The sequence below is a fragment of the Gimesia sp. genome, from assembly GCF_048260065.1.
Lineage (GTDB): Bacteria > Planctomycetota > Planctomycetia > Planctomycetales > Planctomycetaceae > Gimesia.
The window spans coordinates 259,148-284,341 of sequence record NZ_JBLXHC010000002.1; the positions used below are offsets into that span (position 1 = coordinate 259,148).

Sequence of the window (25,194 nt, forward strand, 5' to 3'; positions counted from 1 at the left end):
AGCTTCCGCAAAAAAAATTATGCAATAAGGCCAGTTATCGACTGGCCTTTTTTGCATTGACGGGGACGACTTGTGAATCGTAAATGGTCCGTCTTTGTTTTTGATCAGAACTGCGATACACGTTTGCCAGCTGAACCATCAGTGGCTCCAGCTGCTGGTAGTATTCATCCAGATTGGCAAAGGAAGCTTTGCGTTGTTTCAGTTCCAGGATTTTGATTTCCAGTTCGTCTCGAAGCCGCTTCTGTTCGCCTGACACGAGCGTCAGACGTTGCGTTGCCGACAGAATAAATTGATGGGCACGATAGCCGTCAGGCAGTGAGGCGGCTGTCTTTACGACGGATCCGGGAGTCTGATGTAGGCCCTGGAACTGATCGCCGCGTGTCCCCTGCTGATCGGCGTTGTCATCCAGCAGGGCATGCTCGGTCGCCAGCTCCCCTTTTTCCAGATAGAATTCCGCGGTCTGACGACTGGCAGCCAGATACGCTTCCAGCAGTGAAATCTGGCCGTCATGATCCAGGTCAGCCAGTCTATCACTGGCGGCTGTGGAAAGAAAGTTGCCGAAATGGGAGAAGTAGAATTCGTGTCCCGTTTTGGTCGCTGTAATGACAACCCGGTTTTCCGCAGAGAGCACTTCCAGGAAAGGGGCGCTTGACGAAAAGCAGTTGATCACCGCCAGTGGATGTTGAATGGCATGACAGGCTTGGTTTAATGCATCTGCTGTCAGGTCCGGTCCGCGTAGATTGAAGCGGGCGTTTTTGCCGTCAAAGGTGCCATGTCCAATCAGAATCAGCCAGGTTGCCGTATGGTCTGTTTGCTGGCTGAGTTCGTGCAGAACCAGATCCAGGTCGCTATGCCGGGCATCTACGCTGTCACCGATCAAGATCAAATCTGCCTGTTTGTCGGCTGCCAGCTGCTGCCAGCGTTCGGACCAGTCGGCAAACTGCTGTCCGTATTCCGACGTCCCTTCCGCTCCTGTCACCACGATCATTCGTTCGGTCTTCTCTGCGGAACTCGCTTGCTGTGCAGATGCTGTCTGGCTGTGTACCAGCAGGCAGAGACTGAAGAATCCTGTCAGAAATCGATAAAGCTTCATATGAGGCATCAGGGCAATCCTTTCCAGCGTCGCAATGACCATTCACCAAACAGGCATCCCAGAACGAGCAGCAGTACCCAGGGATGATGCCAGAGTGGAGAGATTGATTCTTCTGTAACCGGGATTTCGCGTTGATCGATTGAACGGACAAATCGAGTCAGGTGTGAAGCAGGAATGACTTCTCCCTTTGACTGGTGTGCCAGTTGTTTTAATAACGCGAGATCCGGATTCACCGATCGGAACTCGACAGTTTCCGGGGCATGAACCCAGCCACCTGTCGTTGTGCTGGTTTTTGATTCAGGAGTGGTCACGCGGGCCGCAATGGAATAGCCGCCTGGTAAGTCGGGCAGATAAACAGCCTGGTATTCGCCGGGCTGATCAGCTACCGGCTCTGCGTTGAGTTTCAGCGTTTCCTGATTCGGTGTGGTGATTTCCAGTTCGACCTGGTAGTCACTCCGCTTCTGAAATTCCTCATCGCGGACATGGACTTTGATACGGGTACCAGCCGCGCCCGCTGAACTCTCTTCAATCTGCAGATTCACCGGTTCCAGAGCATCTGTTGTCATCCACCTTAACAGCTGCCTCCAGGCTTTGTTCAATTGGGGATCGGTTGTGTCTTCTTTTAATCGCCAGCGCCATAAGTCGCCAATCATAACCGCTGAGACACGTCCCAGGCCGTAACGCTGGCTGGCGATGGCAGGCTGCTGAGATTGTTGAGCCCCCTTGAGTTCTGCGGTCAGAATCGCGCCCGGTTTGGTGGAATCGACATGATTGACGGTTTTGAAAGCAGGCATCGCGGCGAGCCGATCGCGTTCGTCCGATTCGTTTTTATGATGGCGCATCCAGGGTTGCAGCCAGCCGTCGCGGGTCAGATCAAACTGGTAGTCACTTTCGACAGCGTCAGCAGTTCTCTGAGTAAAATAAACGGGTAACAGCTGTTTGAGATCCGTTTTGTCGTATCCCCCCTGCTGGAACGACTCCTGGCCTCCCAACATGACCAGCCCGCCCCCTCGTTCAGAAACAAAGCGGGTGATCAATTCGATCTGGTCATGGGTAAAGAAGGCGGCTTCCAGATCGTCGATGATAATCGTTTCGTATCGAAACAGTTCTGTTTCCGTTTTCGGGAAACCGTCGCGCAATTCATCTGGTGACTGTGTATTGATTCGGACAAAGACAGGCTGATCATAGCGTTCGAGGTCGGCTTCGTTCTGCCGGTCAAAGCCCCTGTAGAGTGCATTCCCTTCTTCTCCGTCGCGGCTGCGAAAATCGAACTTGGTCTCTTTTTTGGCAATCCGAATCAGACCGACCAGCTGAATATACTCATCATCTTCAATCGCGCGACGCAGAAACTTGAATTCCCAGTTAGGACGTCCCGAAACATACAGCACGCGGTGTGCGGTTCGACCTCGGTCCAGTTTCAGAGTGCGCTGGTTATTGGCCAGTGTCAGTTCCGGTTTCGCGTTCTTTTGCAGTCTGGTTTTGATCTGATAAAAGGCGATTCCAGGTTGATCTGGTAGCACCTGAAACCGGATTTGTAACTGCTGATCGGGAGTCTCGATCTGACGGGTGACGGTTTCAACGACTTTCCCGGCCTGATCCAGCAGTTGTGTTTCCACCTGGCTCTGCTGGCAGTTTGTGGTCGAAAGATCCGTCAGAATTCGGATGGGCGCGTCTTCAAACGGGGAATAAGTGACGGACGTGTTCGTGATCGCCAGATCGGTGGCGGGAGTTTCGTTGCCGATGGGAACCGGATACACGGGCACACCTGGTTTTAACTGGCTGATTTCTTCCGCGGAGATGCCGTCGGTCATCAGGAGGATACCTGCTAAAGGGAGCTTCTGATAACGCTGATTCAGTTCATTGATGCTGGAAATGAGATTACTGTGTTTCCCGGCGAATGTCAGATGCTGTAAATCAGATTTTGCATGGGCGTGCGAGTCAACGGAGTACTGGCGTACGGAAAAGTTCTGTTGCAGATCAATCAGCCATTGGGGCTGAGATGAGGGCTGCTTCTTATCTTCTCCTGCGAGTAGTTGCTGAACCTGCTGCAGGCGCGTTTGACCTGTGTCGGGATCGGTGATCTGCAGGCTGGCACTGTCGTCCACCAGGACTGCAAACAGGTTGGTGCCCGGCTGAATTCGTGTACCACTCCATAAGGGTTCAGTCAATGCGATGGAGAGGATGGCAATAGCGGACAGTTTCAGGCATAACGCTGCTCCTGAGAGCGACTGTTTTAAAGTCAATGAGCGATAGGCGTAGAATAATAACGCGAATGCTCCCGCGATGACCGTCAGCGAGATGACAAACCATCCCGGCGCACCAAATTGAAGCTGTGCCAGATGCATCATTTTCCATTTCCTAGTTCTTCATAGTAACGACGGACCAGGTCTGAGTATTTTTCCGGAACCGGATCGCGGTCAATCGGTGCCAGCGATGTTTCCTCGCCTCGTTTACTGATTTCATTGGAGAGAATGTTTTGAAGTTCAACCAGCGGTTCCAGGATTTGTGCATTGATCATGTCTCCCTGAGGTGCTTTGGAATGACGTTTAAAATCCGCACGCATGCTCTGAGCACGTTCACGGATCTGAGCGACTTTACTGCGTAGCTCCGGATCCCCCACCATCTCTTCGACATCCCGCATTCGATCTGACCATTCCCGGAACTGATTACCGGTCAGCGGTCCTGAAGCAGGACTGCCTGGTCCCCCCTGGCCTCCTGCAGAACTGGATTGCCCTGCACTGCGGGACCCCTTCAACGATTTCGGAGCCAGCGATTGCGACGCAGGTGTTTCGTTTTTCTTTTGGCCTGACTGCCCCGATCCGGATCCTGCCTGTGCCGATACCAGCTGCACGGAAGGAGATTCCTGACCTTTTCCCTGTCCCGGTGATGAGCCGGGAGTCGATGCGGGTGAACCACCGGGAGAGCCCGATTTTCCAGGTTGACTGGATTTCGCATCTGACGAGGGGGACGGCTGTGATGATTTCTGGCCTGATTGGTTTTTCCCGGGAGCAGCGGAAGTTGGTTTGTTTCCGCTTTGCTGACCGGGTGATTGCTGGTTACTCTGCTTCGGGGCATTTTCTCCTGGTTTGGATGAACCTGGTTTGGATGAACCTGGTTTGGATGAACCTGGTTTGGATGAACCTGGTTTGGATGAACCGGGCTTTGTCGAGTTGCCAGGTTCCCTATGGTTGGTATTCGCTGCCAGGCTTTCTTCCTGCTTCAGTTCTGATGTCAGTGATTTGAGTTCCTGTCGGGCTTTCTTGAGTGCTTCCAGGTCATTTCCCAACACGCTCTCGGCGGCCATTTGAATGCCCTGTTTCATGGTGTCGATCCCCGCAGCGGCCCGTTGTTCTGCTTCCTGCGCCCGTTGCTGATCGCCATCCTTCAGAAACTCGGCTGCATTCTTTAATGCATCATCAGGACGAAACGGACGGGTTTTACGGATCGCATCGTACAGATGTTTCGAAAGCAGCGGTTCAGATTTCTCAGATTCCTGAACAACCTGCTTCATTTGCTCCATCAGGTTTTTCAAACGGTCTTCCTGTTCCTGCAACTGGTTTGCCAGTTCCTGTTGTCCCTGATTTCTGCGGAGCGATCTACGTTCCTGAGCTTGTGCCTGCTGTTGCTGTTGATCCAGCTGTGCACCGATTTGCTTCTGTTTTTCGTCGAGCTGTTCCGCCTGCTGTTTCAGCCCCCGCATCGTATCTGCAAACTGGTTGGCAGTCTTTTTACGGAAGTCATTTTTGAGTTGATCCAGCTGCTGTTGCGCGCGGGTTCCGGAATTCAGGGCACGAGAGATTTGCCCTTCTTTCAGGGACTCTGAGCTTTGTTGAAGGTGATTTCGCGTCTGTTCCAGTTCCCGCCGGGACTTTGACGAAGAGGGTTGTTTAGACTGATCCATCCGCTGAGCGACTTCATCGGCTTTCCTGAGCAGTTCTCTCTGACGCTCCCGTAATCGCTTCAGCTGGCGTTCGATTTCTTCGCGTTCCTGATCTGTTTTTGCAAATCGCTGTTTATCTGCTAAAGCTTTGAGTTGCTCATTCAAATCTTTCTGACGCTGTGCCAGTTCTCTGAGTCGATTGAGGATCTGCAGTGACTCACGATCCGGTTGCGTTGCCTGTGGCATCGACGCCTGGTTTTCCGTTTCATAACGCTGCTTTTGATTTGTCAGTTCCAGTTGCTGTAACTGATTCTGTGAACGGCTGCTGCTTCCCCCTTTGCTGCCGCCGCCGTTTTTGTTCTGCGAAACACGATGTTCGCGGGCACGGAGTTTGAGCAGCATCTGATAGCTGGCCTGTTCTGTGGAAAGGGCAGTCGTTAATGGTTCGACGTTCCCGGCTTCCTGAGACGAAGCAAGTAACGCGACCGTCTCCTGCATTTTGGCAGTGATCGATTCAATGATCGCTTTGGATTTCTGTTCTTTTACTTTGGCGGCCAGTTCCAGAGTCGCAGTCACCAGAGCCTGCTGAGCCTGTTTCAATGTGCCGACATCTTCTTTGAACGCTGTCGAGACGGTTGATTTGATTTCCCGACGTATGATCTTCCAGGTGGCACTAATAATCTGCTTCTGCTGCTCGGCCAGTTTTTCCGCCTTTTCCGCATTGCCTCCACTCTTTCCGCCTTTTGATCCACCGCCGGCTGACTGTCCCTGGCGAAAGATTTCTTCAAAGTGACGAACTTCCATGAAGAACATGTCGCTCGAGATACGCCGGGGTTTACCATCCGCTGCGATATCTTCGGCAAACAGATAATAAGAAATGAGCGTGTCGGGCTGCACCTGTAACCGTTCCAGGGATAACAGATGCTCCGCAGAGAATTCCAGATCGTTCTGTTCAGAATTCTTGAGCTGCACCGTTTGAGCCGGCTGACCGGGGATGGAATAGACGAAACCCACCTGCTGCAGGCCGTAATCATCGTTGACGGTCCCTTGTACGAGTGCTTCTTCAAGCGGTGAGACACGCGTGTCCCGGCCCGGGAAGGTAATTTTGATTTCCGGTGGTAAATTCGGGATCACAGCCAGATCAACAAATGGGGGCGTCCGGTTTTCTCGCTGGTCCGTGTCGATCAGCTTCAGGTTCCAGGTCTGGTTCGACTCCGCTTTCAAGGTAAGTCGAGCAGACAGCCCATCCGAAGCGACAGCCAGTTTCAGTGGTGGTTGCTCTTTCGCTTCCAGAGTGGCGGTTGAGACCGGTTTATTGAAGTGCGCCTCCAGTTCCACTTCTGAACCGATAATCGCGCTGATGGTCAGACTGTCTTCCAAGTTTTGTGCAGGCTGTCCGGTATAATCTGGTGGAGTGATTTTCGAATTCAGCTGGACCAGTTCAGGCAGGATATAAACTCCCACCTGAAAGGTTTCGGACTTCCAGTCTGCGGTCTGCACCTGATACGACAATGCTTCCGTAATGTCTGACAGACGTGCGGCGAAGACGGGGGCATCCAGATGTTTTGTCAGAGGCAGTTGTTTCAATTCCCCTGCTGCATTTTTGACGAGCAGTTCGGCGGTGTCGGGGGTTTTGCCTTTAAATCGTGCCGTGATCAGTAAGGGGTGATGTTTTTCGACTTCCGTTGTGCCTGGTTTGATTTCGACCTCATAGCTTGCTTCCGGTGCGGCGATAGAAGGTAAAGTATGATTTACTGCAGGAGCAGCCTTTAAGTAGGACAAGCAACTCAGACAGCTGATGAACCAGGCTGCGAAACAGAGCAAATGGGTCGTACTTTGCAGAATCAGCCTGCGGTTTGAGATTGCCTGTCTCCAGTCATGTTGTCTGCCATGCGTGAGAACCTGTTGAATCAAACGGTTCTGCAGAAAAGTGGGCCGCGTTTCCTGAGGAGCTTTTTCCAGTTCGAGAGTCGCCAGCAGACTGGTATCCAGATCGGGATAGGTGCGTTCAATCAGCGTGGCGATGGCATGTCGATTTGCCGGGGAGAAGCGATTTCCAGGTCGATACACGAGGATTCCGACAGCAATCAGAATCGGCAGGCCGAGCATGGCTCCCAGCAGAAGTGACTGGGCCTGGCGTGAGTCGACGGGGCTGAGCACAAACAGCGAAAGTAAAGTCAGTCCGCAGGCAGCGAGCCAGAGATAAGTCAACCGTCTCAGTTTCACGCTGGTCTGATAGCGGATAATGATCTGATTGAGTTGTTTAACGAGATCGGACAGGCCCATACTTACGCCTTTCGTGTCGCAGAAGTTTTGTCGGCAAACCATTTTGCCAGCAGTGTTTCCAGGCCCAACAGCGCGAGAGCCCCGAGAATCAACCAACGCCAGAGTTTCTGTTTCTGTTCCAGTTCGCGAACCTGTGCCTGGCGTCGAAGGTCGGCAGATTGTGTTTCAATAACAGAAGCTTCACCAGCCTGAATCAGTTTGACTCCCAGTGCCTCCAGTTGTTCCACAGGCAGTGGAGCCGTTTTACTTTCGTTAATATCCAGATTGACGGCAAACTGATGTGCGGCTTTCGGCTGATCTTCGGTGGTGATCTGATACAGGCCCGGCTGAACGGTTTCTGTGAAATCCTGCTGTCCGGCAGCAAGGTGGATCTGCGGTTTCGTGGGAGTACTGACGTGAACGAGCTGAACCGGTTCGGGTAATTTGACCTTCTGGCCGACCAGAAACTGAGTTCGTGATGCATTGAATTCTGTTTTGAGATTCAGGATCGCGTTCATGATGGGAACGAACTTGGTTGAAAGTGCAAACTGGCTTTCTTGCGGTGTCCAGCCAAATGTAGAGACAATTAACCGCCCTGCTCCACGGGGAATGCTGACCAGCGCAGGGTCTTTGTGATCAAACCGTGCGAGTACCTGATGGGACAGGCTGTCTGGCAGAGAGAGTTTCCGGTAGCTCCAGAATTTCAGGTTCGTGAAATCGGAAAATTCCGGAGCCTGAAACATTTGAAACAGTTTATGTTCGAAATCGATATTGGTGAGCAAGGCATAACCATTGACTTCCGTCGGTTCAATTTGTGTTGCTGCCTGTTCCTGTTTTGAGAGCGACAGCAGTGATTTGAGGGAGTCTGCCGACGTTTGATCGTTTAATGATAAAAGTGCGACGCCCCCCTGTTTAAGAAATTCGTCAACCTGTGAGAATTCCTCGGCAGACAATTCCCGGCTGAGAATCATCAGGTCGATGTCTGCTGTGCCTACAAGTAGCTGTGGTGAATCCGGGCCCACAGTGAGGAATTCAATTTTCCGTTCCGGCGTAGAAGGAAAGGCGCGTTTTACAAAATAGTCGGGAGTCTGAATCGAATTTTCTGCCGGAATCCCATAATGGACGATCGTCCGATTCTCAGTCTGGGGTGGTTGAAAATGAAGCGTGTTGTCAAAGGGATGATCATCGCCGTTCAGTTTGATCAGAGGTGTTGGCTGATCCGGTTTTAACGCAGGCAGACGCAGCACACGCGATTGGCCACGCGGCACATAAATCGATTGAGCGAGTTCAGGTTCGCCCGGACGCCATTCGTAGGCGACGGTGAACTGTTCCTGCTTTGAGTTGGAAGCATTCAGGATGCGTACGGTCGGCTGAGAACTGTCGATCGCCAGCAGTTGCAGTCCGGCGTTACTGGTCTGGGGTGTCTGGAGCGGATGCAGACGAACCTGCAGAGATTCTGGCCAGGAAAATTCCGCCAGGGAAGTGATCTGCGCACCCTCCTGAAAATCAGTGATGAGTTCGATCGTGCAGTTTTGCAGCGAAGTTCCTGTCGGATCAGAAATTGCCTGTTGCTGCAGCAGAGCAGCGATTTCCGATAAAGCCAGTCCCAGGTCCGTTGCATGCCAGCCTGGTGACAGGCTGCGAAGTCGTTCCCCGTACTGTTCTGTTAACGGGGGCTGTGCAGTCTGCTGTGAGGCCTGCAGAGGTTTGATCGGGTGTAAACTGGAATCGAATGTGTAGATCGAAATCTGGTTCTGCGCGTTTTCTTTCAGAATCTGTTCTGCCGTCTGAATCGCCTGATCCCAGAGGGAAGCTCTGCGCATGCTGGAACTGGTGTCAATCAGCAGAATCGTCTGCTTAACAGGCTCGGCGGTGGTTAACTGGAGATCGGTGTTCTTGAAAAAGGGACGCGCAAAGGCTGTGACGAGCAGGATGACGGCCAGCGCACGCAGTGAGAGCAGCAGCCAGTGTTCGATCTTATTTCTGCGATTGGTCTGAGGAGGTTTGTGTTCGAGGAAACGGAGGGAGCTGAAGAGCAGCACGTTCTTAGGCTGGTGTCTGACCAGGTGCAGCAGAATCGGGAGCCCGACTGCAATGATTCCCGCTAAATAGAGAGGCGTTAAAAAACTCAACTTGTTTCCTTCCCTCTTTGGTTTGTTCTCAGGCGGCGCGATCCGTCAGAAAATCAGAAAGCCCTACTTCCAAGGGGGTATCTGTCGTTAATTTGTGATAATGCACGCCCTGCTTGCGGCAGATGGTCTGGATTGACTCCAGGTGTGCGTTGAACTGTTCCAGGTATTGTTTCTGGGCCGCTTTGGGATTCAGCGAGATACGTTCTCCCGATTCCATGTCTTCGAAAATGGCAGCTTCGTGAAAATTCAGATGTACCTCCGCAGGATCCAGAATCTGGAACAGTGCAACTTCATGCCCTTTTGCCCGCAGGTATCCCAGCTGGGTATTCAGTTCATCCACGGAAGTCATCAGATCGGAAATCAACACGACCAGACCTCGCTTTTTGATCGTTTCCACGGCGTGTTTGAGGGGAGAGATCAGGTTTGTATGTGTGCCTTGCGGAGGGCGTTCGAGTTCAATCAGGATGCGTCTGAGCTGACCGCGGGTGAAGCGTGCCGGCACAATGGAATCGACGTGTTCGTGAAAGATGATCAATCCGCTGGCGTCGCGTTGCGTCGACAGGAAGTAGGCAAATGTGGCCACCAGCGTTTTGGCATAATCCGATTTGGAATATCCCAGGCTGTCAAACTGCATGGAGGAACTTAAGTCGAGCAGCATGTGACAACAGAGATTGGTTTCTTCTTCGAACCGTTTGATAAAATGCTGGTTGGAACGGGCCGCCAGTTTCCAGTCAATATGACGCGGGTCATCGCCGGGCGTGTATTCCCGATACTCTGTGAACTCGACGGAAAATCCGTGGTAGGGGCTGCGATGCAGGCCTTTCCAGGTTCCTTCGACAACCGATTTGGCCCGCAATTCCAGTGATTTAATTCGCATCAGGCAGGCCGGGTCGATCCGCTGCGAGATCAGCCTCTGATTCTGACTGGATCGGGATGTCTGTTTGAAAGGAAGTGTGCTCATGCTTCGACGGGCCTTTTGATAGTTTCGATCAGTTGTTGTACGACCGATTCGACCGTGATGCCCTCGGCTTCTGCACGGTAGTTGATCAGGATACGATGGCGCAGGACGGGGGCCAGCAATGCCTGGATGTCTTCCAGAATGACATGCACGCGTCCCCGCAGGACTGCCCGTGCTTTGGCACCCAGGATCAGGCTTTGCGCAGCACGCAGACCTGCGCCCCAGTTGACCCATTCATTGATGAAATCAGGTGTCGTTTCCTGTCGAGGCCGCGAAGCTGCACAGAGCTGAACCGCGTAGCGGACGAGTTCCTCTGCCACGGGAACTTCACGGACGAACTGATGAAACTGCTGGATGTCGCTGCCGGTAAACAGCGGCTGAATCGGCTCGGAATTGCGGGCGGTCGTCTGGGCGACGACTGCGACTTCGTCATCTTCCGAAAGGTAATCAATCACGAGATTGAACATGAAACGGTCCAGCTGTGCTTCCGGAAGTGGATAGGTGCCTTCCATTTCAATCGGATTCTGCGTCGCCAGCACGAAAAAGGGTTTATCCAGTTCATACTTAATGCCGGTCACGGTGACCTGCTTTTCCTGCATCGCTTCCAGCAGTGCGGCCTGCGTTTTGGGAGGGGTGCGGTTGATTTCGTCGGCCAGGAGGATGTTTGTGAAGACCGGTCCCTTGACAAATTTCATCGCCCGGGACTCCTGGGAATTTCCTGCGAGAATTTCCGTTCCCGTAATATCTGCAGGCATCAGGTCCGGTGTGAATTGAATTCGTTGTGACTTCAATTTGAAAACCTGTGCCAGGGAATTTACCAGGAGTGTTTTAGCCAGACCGGGGGCTCCCGTAATCAAACAGTGTCCGCCGGCAAATAACGCGATCAGGAGCTGATCGATGATTTCTTTCTGGCCGATGACTGCTTTGGAGATTTCCGCATCGATCTGCTTGCGGCTGTTCTGCAGCAGTTCGAAAAGGCGTTCCTCTTCACTGCGACTATCGGGTGAGACAACTTTAAGGTTCACGTTTCTGCTCCTGATAGAAAAAACTAAAATTTCAAGGCGCTGAATTCAGTGTGTCATGGCGTAAAAAACAATATTAATTCCCAATGGATATGCTTTCTTCTCGGAAAACTCCTGGAAGTACCATTTGTCTTCCCCTTCCCGTTCCCAGCCATCACCCAGGTCGGTATTGTGGCAGACGACGACAATCAGCCGCCCTGCATCATCAAAGATCCCGCGATAATGAACTTCTTTAGCGTCTTCCCGTTCCCAGGTGATACCTTCGGAGCGGCCCCATTGCGCAACGCCGATGCTGGGGACCTGTGGTTTTTCTTTCAGATCGTAAACGCAATGAAAGATAGGATGTTCCAGGGGGATGTCGACCAGTTCCCGTTCGGGGAAGACGCGTTTCATCTCCATCGCGAAATTATCCCACTCTGCTTCTCCCCAGAAATCATCCACCATCATGAAGCCGCCGTTCAGCAGGTATCGCCGCAGGCAGGTGGCTTCTTCTTCGGTAAATTCCAGGGAGCCGGGTTCGATCATGTAGATGAACGGGTAGTCAAACAGTTCTTTGTCGGTCAGTTCCAGGATGCGACCTTCCGGATCGACTTTCATGGAAGTGAGCTGCTGCAGGCGATAAGAGAAGTTTAAGTCACTGTCCGGGTAATCGGTGGCCCAGCGTCGCCAGCCCTGGTGGGAGTTATAGCGAACCCTGACGAAGGTAAAGACATCGTGCCTGAATTCCGGGTCGTTCTTCCACTCGGGAACACCATTGCGGTCCGCGGGGATGCTCCTGCGATACTGTCCAATGGAGATCGTAACTACAATCAGAGATGCGCAGATTACTGCTAGCGAAATCAATGATTTTTTCATGTCAGGCTCCTCCTGAGCCTTTTCAGTCCCTACATCAACCTGTGTATGACATTAAGGTGTGTTTGCAGTTAATTCGAGCAATAGTTGGTGTGCGGCCCTGAATCGAGGGGCCTGTTCGAGCGCGATGAGTGTGTGTCGTTTTGCTTTCTGTTTATGAGTATCCTGTAGCAAACGGGCGAGCTGATAGTGAGTTTCTGCAGGGTTATGTGGTTCTAACGCAAGAATCGCCTGATACGCGGCGACCGCTTCCGCAGGACGGTTCAACTGAATACAGGCAGTTGCCAGTCTCTGTTGAGTCTCCTGGTCAAGAGGATTGATCGCGTTGGCATCCTGGCAGGCCTGATAGACGGCGTGCCAGTTTTCCTGTTGCTGGTAGAGAGTCGCCAGTCGCTGAAAGACTGCGAGTGCGTTCGGGTTATATTTCGCGTGCTGTTCAAGATACGATTGTTCTACGTCAAAGCGTTCCTGTTTCTGGTAGAGGGCGGCCAGCCGCAGGCAGGCATTGTCTGCTCCCGTATATTGCGGATAGAGCCTGACCAGTTTTTTCAGGGTTGCTTCCAGCTCCGCAGTGCGGTTTTCCTCTTCCAGAATCCGGGAATACGCCATCAGTCCCTGGAAATGATGGGGATGCTCGCGGATCCAGTCATCGAATCGTTTCGTGTCATCACTGGTGAGAGCAGTCAGATCCTGTTCGGACCAGTCGACTTCAGACGCGAAATTATTCGCTTCTGCTGTCAGGTACGTAGCGAAATCCTGTTCCAGTTCTCCCAGTGTTTTCGTGCGACGTTCTATGGCGACATTGACCGGGACACCAGCCTGCAGATCACTCAGGATGGACTTCATGGCGTCGAAACCGAATTCATTAATCAGGTATTCCACAACCATGGATGACTGGTAGTAGGCAAACTGGATGTGCAGACCGCTTTTGGGGTTCAGGAAGGCGCTGCTCAACTCACTGATGGGAGTTGTTTCCCCTTTCAGAATCATGTCCCGGTACTGGGGAATCATCGTCTCACCCCAGTGAGGGTTTTTCTGGCGTTCTTCATAGACAGAAAGGCCTTCACTGATCCAGCGCGGCATTTTATTTTTTGTCAGTTCCAGCGTCACCACATGGCAGAACTCATGCCATAAAACCGACTGCCAGTTTGTGGGATGTTCTGATTGAGAAGCCGGGCTGTTGGCGGTGATGACTTTTCCAAAACAGACGCCCAGGTAACCAGAGACGGCAGGCATGCCGAAGGTGCGGACTGCGAAATCATCTGGATTGGGAAAAATTTCGACGGTGATTTTCTGATCGAGTTCCAGGCCATATTTTTTGCAGAGGGACTGTTTTGCTGCGTGCAGGAGTTTCAGAACTTCCTGGCCGTAAACTTCGGCTTCACGGGCTTCCATGCGTACGATGAAGGTTTCATCTTCCAGTGTTTTGAAACTGGCCAGCTGATCTTTGAGTTCCAGGAGATTGAATGTGGTCGTGTCATAACCGTCCTGCTGATGTGCCAGCAGAGCGTGTTCCCAGCCACTGACTTCGAGTCCCAGGCGTAATTCGTCCTGAGCCAACTGGATACGGGCTGGAATGAACTTAGCATCTTTCTGAAGTGCCAGACGCTGGTAGGCGGCTCCTTCGGAAAAACGATAGTGCTCGGAGAGGGCTTTTCCGATCTGGTAATCAACTTTGGGGTTCTGGTCATGGTGACTGAGCGCCTCCCAGTAACAGGCTGTTTCTTCATGCGGACGATGCTCAAAGTGTGCGATGACTGCCAGAGTAGACCAGGCTTCAGCCTGATGGGGATTGATATCGAGCACTAACGCCAGACGTTGTTTTGCCTCTGTATACTGCTCGGAATGGATGCAGCGATCGATTTGTTCCAGGTGAGCCGGGATGTAGTGGGGGTTGATACTCAAGACCTGGAGCATCAGTTTTTCAGAGCGCTCGGAACTGCCGGACTGCAGTGCTTTTGCCAGGCCGAACAGCAGGTCAACATCTTCGGGAATCTTTTTGGTCGCAGCTTCGAATGTTTCCTGTGCCAGAATAAAGTCGCGTTTGGATAAAGCCAGATTGCCGCTGGCGAGGTAAGCGTCTTTGTGTTCTGGATATTCCCTGATGGCACGATCGTAAAAGGACTCCAGGACAATGGCAGGATCTGCTTTTTTCAGGATGGAAGCCTGACCTAATGCGATCAGGCTGCTGGCATCGGTATACCGCCAGGCAGAGCGGCTGGCCAGTTCGTGAATACTGTTGAGGAATTCTTCGGCTGCTTCATGCTCATTATTGAGCTGATAGATCTCATATGCTTTGAGGCGAAGCGGCAGGCTCCAGGAATAACGTTTGAGTCCTGCATCGATGGTCTGTTTTGCTTCTGCATATTGACCGACGGCCAGTTCTGCTTTTGCTTTGAGCAGTGGCCATTCGGAACCGTACGTTTTTTTCAGTATTGCCGCTTCTGTTTTTTCAATGCAGGTCCGATACTGACCGGAATTGAGAAGTTGCTCACATTCTTCCAGATCATTCGCAAAGAGAGCCTGCTGGCTGAAAATGAGCAGTAGCAGGAAACAGAATGAGGCAAGAGAAAGAGTGCGGTTCACAAGTGTTTTGTGAGCGGGCCGGTTGAGCGAGGCGACCGGAAGTTCAGGTTTGAACTGGTAACGTTGCACTCTTTGCATATGCGCCCTTCCCTGGGAAAGTCCAATGTGCGAAATAAATTTCGCGATCATTGTGATACCGTACTTCAGAGTCGGATCCAAAACGGCTTCGTATCCGAAACACCGAAGGAAGTTACTTCTGACTCAAGTAGCGCTTGATGTAGGTCATAAGTTGGAGAGCCAACGGAGAACCATATCTGAATTTTGCAAAATGTGCAATAAGAATTTTTTTCAGGAGGGATAATTCTCAAGTTTCTTTCTTTTTGCCGGCAGGCCAGGTAAAGAAAAACAGGCAGCTCACTTTACTGTTTTGAAGTAAAGTGGCTGCCTGTTAAGCAGATCTCAAATTATGCTGAATGCAATTAAAGAAACTGTTTCAGCAGATCAACTGACTTTAGAATTCACCCAGAACCTGACCATCGTTGATGATAGAGAGTTTCTGATAAGTACCCATGGCAGCAGCACCTGCTGTTGAGTTGTAGTCAGCAGAGTTGATGTTCTCGCTGATGAATCGGACGGTACCATCACCCAGCAAGAAGTGACATCCACCTACGTGCTGGCTGCTGAAACCACGATGGGGAGCAGAACCAGAAGTCTTCTGGTTAATGTTAGTTGCTTGAGATACAACGCCCGTTGCGTCCTGCTCTAAACCACCGACAGTGCTGGTGATACCGGCAGTACCTGCGGCATTGTAGCGTCCACCAACCCAGATGGCAGCGGAAGGCTGAGTAATGGTGCTGCCGGTCTGCTGGAAGGCACGCTCACCAACCAGAATGGTGTTTGAGGTTCCGTCTGTAAAATCGCGGAAACGAACACTGCTTCGTGGGAAGAAGGCACCTTTGTACTGGTATGTGGTGTTCTGTGTTCCTGTCAGACCGGAAATGTGACCGGAGACAGCTGGGTAGCTCAGAGCACCGTAGCCGTTTGTGCCATCGGTACGCAGGTTGTTGACTACAGGTACGATCGATGAAGGACAACGATAGACGGGAATTGCAGTCTGCAATGCATTTGATGTCGAACCATAAGTATAAGTAGCCACTGGCAACAGCAATCCACCATTGGGGTTGATCGTGTTGTACAGAGGAGCTTGGTCAACGAAAGGGAGCAGGAAGGTTGACCAGGCCCAGTTGTAGTCGGTAGTGCCGCTGGCTGCGGCATTGGTGTAGCCCAGTGGGAAAACTCTGTGGGTATCAGCGTAGTTGTGAATGGCGATACCAATTTGCTTGAGGCTGTTTTTGCAGGTAGAGCGTCGAGCAGCTTCACGTGCCTGTTGAACAGCGGGAAGGAGTAACGCAATCAGGATCGCGATGATTGCAATTACCACAAGTAGTTCGATCAGTGTGAACCCGCGCTTGGGGGTTCCGGGACAACTCTTCATCTTAACTCCAGTTAAATTCGGGGGGGTTAGAGGGTGCCTGCGAGAAACGGCTGGTTTCTTCTATTTGAAGGTGGGTAGCTTCGAGCGCGTTAAACGCATTAGAAACATATACCTGTCAGGTAGAGGAAACAAGCAATCATTGAATATTGTTCAAAAAAAAACAAAATATTTTTTGAACGGTGTGATTGTGTGTCGTGTCCGGGCTCTAACCCCCCTTTTTACAAGGAGTTATTTTGGAAAAATATGTCAAGAAAAAAATGATTTACACGAACGTGGTTTTCTGTGCATGGGGAAAATACCATGTTCTGCAAATACTGGCACGATGTTTGATCAGCGTCGCAGCCGCTCAAAACGGGCCAGGGCCATCAACGGAAAGTAGGTCCGGTAAAGGTGGTATTTGAGATAGAATACCTTGGGGAACCCGGTTCCGGTGAAGGGTTCTTCGTCCCAGTTGCCGTCTACTTTCTGTGTTTCGAGCAGGTAATGCACTCCCCGCCGCACGGCGGCAGAGTCGATTTCGTCAGCCGCCATCAATCCCATTAACGCCCAGGCGGTCTGGGAAGGCGTTGCAGCTCCCTGACCACGAAGAGAGGGATCAGCATAACTGTCGGCGGTTTCCCCCCAGCCTCCCGATGGCTGCTGGTGGGATTTTAACCAGCCAACCGCTCTGACAATGCGAGGGTCGTCTGCACGAACACCGATATTCGTCAGCCCGACAATTGACTGCCAGGTTCCATACAGATAATTCACACCCCAGCGGCCGTACCAGCAGTGATCGTCTTCCTGCTGGCTCCAGACGTATTCCAGAGCTTTCTGGCAGGCGGGATGGCTGAGAGGCAGATCCACGTCGGCAAACGCTTCCAGAACGCGTGCGGTTAAATCGGCAGTACTGGGGTCGACCATCGCATTATGATCGGCAAATGGAACCTGAGTAAACAGTTCCCGGTTATTGTCTCGATCAAAGGCACCCCAGCCGCCATCCTTGTTCTGCATTCCCAGGATCCACTGCATTCCCCGCTGAATCGCACCAATCATGGGTTCAAGCAGGTCCAGATCTGCAAAAGCCTGTTCGCGAGATTCACTGCGACCCACGACGATTGCTTCCGTGCTGAGTTCTTCATCATAGGGGTTCCATTCCGGCGTGATGAGGAAGTCGGTCAGCCATTGGTCCTGCTTCAGCGTTTTCGGCATGCAGCGTCTGAGCGCCATGATGACCATCGCTGTATCGTCCACATCGGGATAGAACTCATTGTTGAATTCAAAGTACCAGCCACCCGGTGCTTGTGATTTGCTGGAGTTGACCCAGTCTCCCTGCTCCCGAGCCTCCTGGGAGAGGAGCCACTTCACACATTTGCGGATCGCGGGATGACGATTTGAAACTCCTGCCTCCCGCAGCGCAATCGTGCTGAGGGCGGTGTCCCAGACAGGCGATTTACAGGGTTGCAGGCGAATGCGATCGCCTTCTTTGATCTGCAGTTTTTTCAGTTCGCGTAATGCACGCTGGATGCCGGGACTGCTTTCTTCCTGTCCCAGACACTTTAATGCGATGACAGTCCAGATGATGGGCGGAAAAATGGCTCCCAGCCCATCGCTTTTATCAAATCGTTCGGTCATCCACTGATGTGCTCTGTTAACTGCTGTCTTGCGAAAAGGCTTCAGTCCCAGATTTTCAACGACTTTGACTCCCTGATCGACAATCTGGAAAAACCGATGCCAGTTGAACCAGGTTTTCTTCGAAAGAGAATCGAGTGCTTCTGACTTGGCGATCGTTCTGGGGTAGTCTTCCGGTCGTCCGGTAAAAAGTTCGTTGATCCCCTGCTCTTCCGGCAGAGTGATGGAAGGGCGATAAGCCCAGAGGATGCTCAAGGGAACCAGGATCGTACGGGACCAGGCAGACATTTCAAAAATATTGAACGGCATCCAGCGGGGAATCAGCATGAGTTCGGGAGGAACAGCCGGGCATTTGGAATAGGGAATCACTCCCAGCAAGGCGAGGTAGAAACGCGTAAAACTGTTGACCGCTTCGACGCCGCCCGCCGCCAGGATCGCTGTTTTGGCGCGTTGCATGTACTCCTCTGTCGGCGAGTGACCGGTCAGTTTGAGCGCGAAGTAGGCTTTGACTGAGGCAGAGATTTCGATGGGGCCTTCCGGATACATGTTCCAGCCCCCAGCCGGCATTTGTGTGTCCATCAGGTAGTTGGCTGCCTGGACTGCTTCGTCTGAGCTCTGTCTTCCCAGAAATGCCAGCAGAAGAATGTATTCCGACTCCAGAATGGAATCTCCTTCGAGTTCTCCAACCCAGTAGCCTTCTTCATGCTGCAGTGACAGCAGGTAATCACGCGAGCGGGCGATGCCTTTCAGCAGTTGCTCAGGATGATCAAAGGGGGCCGCTTCCGTACTGGGGAAAATCTTAAAGGTGGGGGCTGTCTCGTGACCAGGTTCGGGGTTGCCGGACAGATCACTGGCTCTCAGTCTGCCTGAATTCATTTCAGGTACTCCCTGACGTAGTTGATTTGGATTCCATTCCCGGGAAATTGCCGCGCGGAGTAATGACCGCGCAGACAATTTCGAGGTCGAGATCATACGCGGAGACCGCTTTTTGTACAACCTCAATCAAAATAAGGAGTTTGAGAATCCAGACACAAACGCTGTCGAGAGTTCTTTCGGGTTTCAGCAGGATTCCGCCTGGGTTGCCAGTTCAGAAGGCTCGCCTGTGGTGGCTTCCATCTCATGTCCTGAAATGATCACTTCAAATCCCAGATCGGCGATCATTTCATAATCGGCTTCCGCGGCCTGACCTTTGGTTGTCAGATAATCACTGACGAACATGGAGTTGGCAGCATAAAGCCCCATGGCCTGCATCGAACGCAGATTGACTTCGCGGCCGCCGGCAATGCGGATTTCCGTAGCAGGATGTGCCATCCGGAACAGGCAGAGTGCTTTCAGGCAGTAGCGGGGGTCGAGTTCATCAACGGCTTCCAGTGAAGTTCCATCAATGGAGTTGAGGAAGTTGACCGGGATGGATCGGGTTTCCAGTTCGCGGAGTTCAAACGTGGCATCCACAATGTCTTCCGGAACTTCGCCCATGCCTACAATCAGACCACTGCAGAGTTCCATGCCGGCTTCCCGGGCCACTTTCAATGTCTGCAGACGATCTTCATAAGTATGGGTGGTACAGATCTTTTCATAATATTCGCGGCTGGTGTTCAAATTATGATTGATACGGTTTACGCCTGCCTGCTGCAGACGTTTTGCCTGATCTTCATTCAACAGACCCAGGCAGCAGCAGATGCGCAAGTCAAACGAAGATTTAATTTTTTCGACGACAGAAGCGACATGCTCGACTTCTTTATCTGTCGGTCCGCGTCCACTGGCAACGATACAGTAGGTTCCCGCTTTCGCTTCATCAGCTGCTCTGGCACCTTCGAGCAGTTTTTCTTCGTTGAGCATGCGATATTTGGGAATATCGGCCTTGGAACCGCGTGCCTGCGAACAGTAGCCACAATCTTCCGGACAGAGGCCGCTTTTGGCATTTTTCAGGTAATACAGTTGGACCTGTTTCCCAAAATATTTCTGTCGAATGCGATAAGTGGCAGACAGCAGGTCCAGCAATTCATCATCGCTTGAGTTTAAGATTTCCAGCCCTTCTTCACGGGTAATCTGATAACCAGATAAAACCTGATCTGCGAGTGTTTGCCAGCGTGAAGGAGATGAAGTGACCTGATTGTTCATCAAAGATATCTTTCAGTGCAGAAGGAGCGAGTTTTGCGAAGTCATCCGGGAGTTCCGGTAAATCGTTTGGAATTCAGGGCCTGTACCATACTGCATCCCGGAAACCAGGGAAGCTTACTCAATCTGCCGCCGTTCTGAGCGGACAGTTCTTGAGAAAAGGTGCTTTCATGTGCAGTGGGTGTCAGGCTCCTGTTGTGCTCTATGATAGGCGAAATGAAGGAGAGTACAAGTAAGCTGACAGTCAGGAAGTGGGGCTGTTTTGAGGATTTTCAGAATCAGATCAATAGGATGTTCGAATCCACTTCTGGCTGACATCTCCTTTGTCGTCCCGCAGTGTGAACATTTTGTCTTCGATCGAGTGAATCTCGCGTTTAAATTCACTGCCCCAGAGTTGTTTGATGTAATCCAGCTTGTTTTCAGGACTTCCGCCAACGGCCCGTAATGTCAACGTGGCGGCATTGAGCTGCCATTCAATATCAATGGTCACTTTTTTGCCCAGAACTGTGCTCCAGATCCCCTGTGGTTCAATCAGCATCGTGGCGGTTCCATTTTCCTTGATGGTCAGGATCTGCCTGCTGGTGCTCTTGGTCTGTTCCCATTTGCCAACGAGCCGTGACAGGAGTTCTTCAGAACTGAGTTCAACAGATTTTGCCTCTTTTACGTCGGATTCAGGCTGTTTTTGGGGGTCAGCAGAACTGGTTTGGGAAATCACACGCGCGGGAATCTGTTGCAGAACCGGTTTCTGATGCTGAGTCTGTGCTGTGGTTGATCGGCTTCGATTTGAATCTGCAGCAGGATACAGGAAGGCGGCTGAGAGTCCAGCCAATGTCAAAATCGTGATTCCCGTCTTTTTCATCAATTGAATTCCTGGAGCTTTTGAACAGCGAAACAGCATCGTAACTATAATCTTATTTTCGGCTGCAGGGAACACCAAGATTTCTTTAAAAATGCCAGATCAGGTACTTTAGACTGTGTCCAGTATTACTGTAGCGTTTCCAAGGCTGTTTGACCCGAGTATATTAGATTGAGAGACGCTATGCTTAAATGTGATGCGCTCTAGAATCGGTCATCGCTGCAAAAGGGCTACCGGACCTGACTTCCATTGGTATTTTTTTTCTTAACCGGTGTATGGAAGTGTATATGGCTCTGGCCAATCACTGCTGTCAGCTGTGTTTCGAATTCATTGCTGCAGGAGACACGCATGCTGCCCGGAGGATTGAGCACATATCGTAGCTGGGTACTCGGATTTTCCTGGTCCACCGAATCGACGACCAGAATGACTTCCGTCTGGCCGGGGAACTGCGTCAACACATCATGTACATTGACCATATCCTGTCTGGTATGCACTCCCCGTTTAAAATTAATGGCCAGACGATCGGTAAACTGTTTCCGGGCATCGTTCAGCGTGAGCAACTGATCGACAATAACGTTCGGCTCCCTGCCCCGTTTGTCGATTTTCCCTTTGATGATCACCATCGCTTCCATTTTGACTTTTTCGCCCATCGATGCGAACTGCTCGGGCCACATGATGCAGCGTACCAGTCCGTGGGGATCTTCGAGGTCAAAGTTCACATAGCGGGTGTTCCCGTTCTTGCTGGGTTTTTTCGTTGCAGCCATTTTGATCGAAGAAACCATGCCAGCGAGGATGACTTCAACCCGGTCATCCATTTCTGCCAGTTCGTTGGTCTGATTTTGAGCATATTTGGAAAGCGCGGATCCCATTTCAGCCAGGGGGTGTGAAGTGAGGTAAAAGCCGAACACTTCTTTCTCGGCACCCAGTTTTTGTGCACGAGGCCAGTCTTCTGCTTCCGGCAGCGCTGCATCTTCCCCAGAGCCGGTTTCTTCGTCCTCAGGCTCGTCGCCAAACAGACTCTTCTGACCGCGGGCGCGATCGCGATGAATGTTCAGAGCCGCTTGCACGGCCCGTTCTACAGTGAGCATTAACTGCGCCTGATTTCCGCCGAGGCTGTTGAGGGCTCCTGCTTTGATCAGGATTTCGAGTGTGCTCTTGTTGAGTGTTTTGGGATCGACGCGTTCACACAGATTATACAGGCTGGTAAACGGGCCGTTCTCTTCGCGTTCCTGGACGACTGCTTCGAGAACCTGTTCGCCGACCCCTTTGATGGCTCCCATACCGAAGCGGATCTTTTCGCCATCCACGCTGAATTCCACGTCAGAGCGATTGATGTCAGGTGGGAGCACTTCAATTTTCATGCGACGGCAGTCATCCACATGTTCGTTGATGCGCTCATGACTTTCCATACCGCAGGAAAGTAAGGCCGCCATGAATTCTTTGGGATAATGCGCTTTCAGGTAGGCGGTCGCATAAGCGACTCCCCCGTAGGCAGTCGAGTGTGATTTGTTGAACCCGTAACCCGCGAACTTTTCGATCATTTCAAACAGGTCGGTAGCCAGTTTGACGTCTACGTCATTCTCTTTGGCGCCGGCAAGATACTGATCGCGGAACTCGGCAATGATTTTCAGTTTTTTCTTACTGATCGCTTTAATACAGCGATACGCGGCGGAGAGCTCGATGCCTCCCACCCGGTTCAGAATCCGCATGACCTGTTCCTGGTAGACCATCACGCCGTAGGTCTCGTCCAGAATTTCATCGACGATGGGATGCACTTTGGGGATCGGGATCCGGTTGTGCTTCACATCTACGTACTGCATCACCATCCCCCCTTCGAGAGGACCCGGGCGGTACAGAGCGGAGGTCGCGATGATATCTTCGAACTTATCCGGCCTCATCTTGGTCAGCAGGTCGCGCATCCCGCCACTTTCCAGCTGGAAAATCCCTTTGGTTTCTCCCCGCTGAAGCAGCGCGAATGTTTCTTCGTCGTCCAGGGGAAGTTTATGTGGATTGATGTCGACGCCGCGATGTTTTTTAACGTTTTGAACCGCTTTGTCCAGAATGGTCAGGTTGCGCAGACCCAGGAAGTCCATCTTCAGCAGCCCTACCGATTCCACCGTCGGGCCATCCCATTGGGTGATGATGTCGGTCTTGCCGGTGATGGTCTGCAGGGGAACGACTTCGGAGAGAGGCAGGTCGGCCACCACCACACCCGCAGCGTGAGTACCGGCACTGCGGCATAAACCTTCCAGCTGCATCGCCAGATCGAGCAGGCGTTTGATCTCGGAATCCTGATCATAGGCCGACTGCAGATCGGGGCTTTCTTTCAAGGCATCTTTCAGTTTGATGCCGAGCGATTCCGGGATCATTTTCGCGATTTCGTTGACCCGCGCCAGGGGAACACCCAGCGCACGTCCGACGTCACGGATCGCTGCCTTGGCTTTCAGAGTACCAAAAGTACCGATCTGCGCCACACTTTTCTCACCATACTTCTGTTTGGTGTAATCGATCACCAGCTGGCGTCGATCACGACAGAAGTCGATATCGATATCGGGTGGTTCGGTTCGGCTGGGGTCCAGGAATCGTTCGAACAGCAGGTCGTACTTCAGCGGGCAGACCTGTGACATACCGAGCAGAAACGCGACGATGGCGCCACACGCCGATCCACGAGCCGTACAGGGAATGCCTTCGTTTTCAGCGAACTGGACGAAGTCCCAGACGATCAGGAAGTAGCTGGAATATCCCATCTGTTCGATCACGCCGAGTTCGAGATCGAGTCGATCCCAGTGAGCCTGTGTCAGTTCGTCGCCATACTTTAATGGCAGGCGTTCTTCACAGAGTTTTCGCAGGTATTGCGTATCGGTCAGGTTATCGGGGGGCTGGAATACCGGGTAGAATTTTTTCCCCGACATCTGAATGTCGACCCGTTCTGCCAGTTCCTGTGTTCGGGCGACGGCATCCTCATGTCCCGGGAAGGCATTGTACATCTCTTCCTGGGTTCGTACGAAGAACTGGTCGCCGGTCATTTTCATGCGTTTTTCATCACTGACGACGGCACGTGTACTCACACAGAGCAGTACGTCCTGTGCGACCGCATCTTTCTGATCGACATAATGCGCATCATTGGTGGCAACGAGAGGAAGGCCCATTTTGTTGGCCAGATCGACTGTTCCTTCCAGGCACTGTCGCTGAATTTCCAGACCTGCGTTCTGAATTTCCATATAAACCCGGTCGCCAAAGACCTTTTCATACCAGGCGCATAATTTTTCCGCTTCTTCCCAGTTTTCTCCCAGGATGTGATGCGACAGTTCGCCGGCGGCACAGCCCGTTAGCAGAATCAGACCTTCGCTGTGTGCCTCCAGAATTTCCTTGTCGATACGTGGCTTATAGTAAAAACCTTCCAGGTAGGATGTGGAGGAAAGTTTGATGAGGTTTTCAAAGCCCTGTCGGTTCTGTGCCAGCAGCGTCAGGTGAAAACTGGCTTCTTTCATCCGGGAAGCCCCTTTTTCGAAGCGGCTGCGGGGGGCAATATAGGCTTCCAGACCCAGAATCGGATTCACTTCCTGACTGCGGCACTGATGGTAAAAGTCCATCGCGCCGTACAGGTTGCCGTGGTCGGTAATCGCGAGCGCATTCATGCCCGCTTCTTTGACTTTACTCACCATTTCGGGGATGCGGCTGGCACCATCCAGCATGCTGAAGTGAGTATGACAATGCAGGTGAGCAAAAGGTCTGGGGTCGCTCATATTTTTCCGTGCTCCCGTTTTTATGAATGCCATCCAGGCAAAAAACAGCTCAGGCTGTGAGAGATAAATAACCAGAGGAAGCTGGAGAGAGTTCTACAACAGCATTCCATTCCCTGAGTGTATGTGGATTCTCTGGTTTGTCAATCAACCTCAAGGCTCTGTGCTTTGGGTTTTTGATATGTACTTTGCCTGATGGTTGCAGGCTGGAAATTTATGCTGTCGTGGTAACGGATTTCGGTTGAAAATGGTTCGCTGCTTCCATGATTCGCAGGGCAAAAAACTCTGCAGCATCAAAGATTTCAACCGATCCAGAGGTTGATGTACCAGTTCACCCCATCTGAAAGCGGGGGAAAGATATCGCAGGCCAGCAGAAGTGGCGTATAAAAAGCGGCGAAGAAAGGGGAACTCATCGAGTTAAAGGAAGCATACCACTGCCAGAACAAAGGGCCGATGGAGAGCACATACAGCAGTAGGAAGACAGTCACCTGAATAGTGGAGGTGATAATGTACCGCTTCCACGACCACGGTTTCTGAGCAGGCTGCTGCTTCTGGTCTGGTTGCTCGGGTGACTGCGATTGATTGCTTTCCATGAATACTATTCTAACTTTCAGGCACAGGTCAGGTCAATTGCCGGGTTTGA

Annotated in this window: 14 protein-coding genes; all 14 read right to left on the reverse strand. The window is 51.8% G+C overall.

Features of this window, described 5'->3' with window-relative positions:
• Window positions 1–34: 34 nt before the first annotated feature.
• Entirely contained in the window at window positions 35–1,102 is a 1,068-nt protein-coding gene (locus ACN0YN_RS04145; RefSeq protein ID WP_417383723.1) for a hypothetical protein, read from the reverse strand.
• Window positions 1,102–3,441 (reverse strand): glutamine amidotransferase, encoded by a 2,340-nt coding sequence (locus ACN0YN_RS04150; RefSeq protein WP_417383724.1) that lies wholly within the window; start codon window positions 3,439–3,441, stop codon window positions 1,102–1,104. The genes ACN0YN_RS04145 and ACN0YN_RS04150 overlap by 1 nt, the downstream gene beginning before the upstream one ends.
• Window positions 3,438–7,259 (reverse strand): hypothetical protein, encoded by a 3,822-nt coding sequence (locus tag ACN0YN_RS04155; protein WP_417383725.1) that lies wholly within the window; start codon window positions 7,257–7,259, stop codon window positions 3,438–3,440. The genes ACN0YN_RS04150 and ACN0YN_RS04155 overlap by 4 nt, the downstream gene beginning before the upstream one ends.
• 2 nt (window positions 7,260–7,261) lie before the next feature.
• Window positions 7,262–9,370: a vWA domain-containing protein gene (locus tag ACN0YN_RS04160; protein ID WP_417383726.1), complete on the reverse strand. Its 2,109-nt coding sequence runs from the start codon at window positions 9,368–9,370 to the stop codon at window positions 7,262–7,264.
• A 28-nt stretch (window positions 9,371–9,398) separates the two neighbouring features.
• On the reverse strand, window positions 9,399–10,331 hold the full coding sequence (locus ACN0YN_RS04165) for a DUF58 domain-containing protein (RefSeq protein ID WP_417383727.1): 933 nt from the start codon (window positions 10,329–10,331) through the stop codon (window positions 9,399–9,401).
• Complete coding sequence (locus ACN0YN_RS04170) at window positions 10,328–11,353, reverse strand: AAA family ATPase (RefSeq protein ID WP_417383728.1); 1,026 nt, start codon at window positions 11,351–11,353, stop codon at window positions 10,328–10,330. The genes ACN0YN_RS04165 and ACN0YN_RS04170 overlap by 4 nt, the downstream gene beginning before the upstream one ends.
• A gap of 45 nt (window positions 11,354–11,398) precedes the next feature.
• Window positions 11,399–12,205 (reverse strand): DUF4159 domain-containing protein, encoded by an 807-nt coding sequence (locus tag ACN0YN_RS04175; RefSeq protein WP_417383729.1) that lies wholly within the window; start codon window positions 12,203–12,205, stop codon window positions 11,399–11,401.
• A gap of 51 nt (window positions 12,206–12,256) precedes the next feature.
• Window positions 12,257–14,866, reverse strand: a complete 2,610-nt coding sequence (locus tag ACN0YN_RS04180) for a peptidase MA family metallohydrolase (RefSeq protein WP_417383730.1) — start codon at window positions 14,864–14,866, stop codon at window positions 12,257–12,259.
• A gap of 373 nt (window positions 14,867–15,239) precedes the next feature.
• Complete coding sequence (locus ACN0YN_RS04185) at window positions 15,240–16,223, reverse strand: DUF1559 domain-containing protein (protein ID WP_417383731.1); 984 nt, start codon at window positions 16,221–16,223, stop codon at window positions 15,240–15,242.
• Window positions 16,224–16,553: 330 nt separating this feature from the next.
• Window positions 16,554–18,710, reverse strand: coding sequence for a prenyltransferase/squalene oxidase repeat-containing protein (locus ACN0YN_RS04190; RefSeq protein ID WP_417383732.1), 2,157 nt, complete (start codon window positions 18,708–18,710; stop codon window positions 16,554–16,556).
• 183 nt (window positions 18,711–18,893) lie between these two features.
• Window positions 18,894–19,955 (reverse strand): biotin synthase BioB, encoded by a 1,062-nt coding sequence (gene bioB / locus ACN0YN_RS04195; protein WP_417383733.1) that lies wholly within the window; start codon window positions 19,953–19,955, stop codon window positions 18,894–18,896.
• Between the two features lie 280 nt (window positions 19,956–20,235).
• Window positions 20,236–20,811: a hypothetical protein gene (locus tag ACN0YN_RS04200; protein ID WP_417383734.1), complete on the reverse strand. Its 576-nt coding sequence runs from the start codon at window positions 20,809–20,811 to the stop codon at window positions 20,236–20,238.
• 227 nt (window positions 20,812–21,038) lie between these two features.
• Window positions 21,039–24,554 carry a DNA polymerase III subunit alpha gene (dnaE, locus tag ACN0YN_RS04205; protein ID WP_417383735.1) on the reverse strand — a complete coding sequence of 1,172 codons (3,516 nt, stop codon included), beginning with the start codon at window positions 24,552–24,554 and terminating at the stop codon, window positions 21,039–21,041.
• Window positions 24,555–24,853: 299 nt separating this feature from the next.
• On the reverse strand, window positions 24,854–25,144 hold the full coding sequence (locus ACN0YN_RS04210) for a hypothetical protein (RefSeq protein ID WP_417383736.1): 291 nt from the start codon (window positions 25,142–25,144) through the stop codon (window positions 24,854–24,856).
• Window positions 25,145–25,194: the final 50 nt, after the last annotated feature.

Coding starts and splice junctions, on each gene's coding strand:
- ACN0YN_RS04145 (WP_417383723.1), bottom strand. CDS start 1,102: ATGCCTCATATGAAGCTTTATCGATTTCTGACAGGATTCTTCAGTCTC.
- ACN0YN_RS04150 (WP_417383724.1), bottom strand. CDS start 3,441: ATGATGCATCTGGCACAGCTTCAATTTGGTGCGCCGGGATGGTTTGTC.
- ACN0YN_RS04155 (WP_417383725.1), bottom strand. CDS start 7,259: ATGGGCCTGTCCGATCTCGTTAAACAACTCAATCAGATCATTATCCGC.
- ACN0YN_RS04165 (WP_417383727.1), bottom strand. CDS start 10,331: ATGAGCACACTTCCTTTCAAACAGACATCCCGATCCAGTCAGAATCAG.
- ACN0YN_RS04175 (WP_417383729.1), bottom strand. CDS start 12,205: ATGAAAAAATCATTGATTTCGCTAGCAGTAATCTGCGCATCTCTGATT.
- ACN0YN_RS04180 (WP_417383730.1), bottom strand. CDS start 14,866: ATGCAAAGAGTGCAACGTTACCAGTTCAAACCTGAACTTCCGGTCGCC.
- ACN0YN_RS04185 (WP_417383731.1), bottom strand. CDS start 16,223: ATGAAGAGTTGTCCCGGAACCCCCAAGCGCGGGTTCACACTGATCGAA.
- ACN0YN_RS04190 (WP_417383732.1), bottom strand. CDS start 18,710: ATGAATTCAGGCAGACTGAGAGCCAGTGATCTGTCCGGCAACCCCGAA.
- bioB (WP_417383733.1), bottom strand. CDS start 19,955: ATGAACAATCAGGTCACTTCATCTCCTTCACGCTGGCAAACACTCGCA.
- ACN0YN_RS04200 (WP_417383734.1), bottom strand. CDS start 20,811: ATGAAAAAGACGGGAATCACGATTTTGACATTGGCTGGACTCTCAGCC.
- dnaE (WP_417383735.1), bottom strand. CDS start 24,554: ATGAGCGACCCCAGACCTTTTGCTCACCTGCATTGTCATACTCACTTC.
- ACN0YN_RS04210 (WP_417383736.1), bottom strand. CDS start 25,144: ATGGAAAGCAATCAATCGCAGTCACCCGAGCAACCAGACCAGAAGCAG.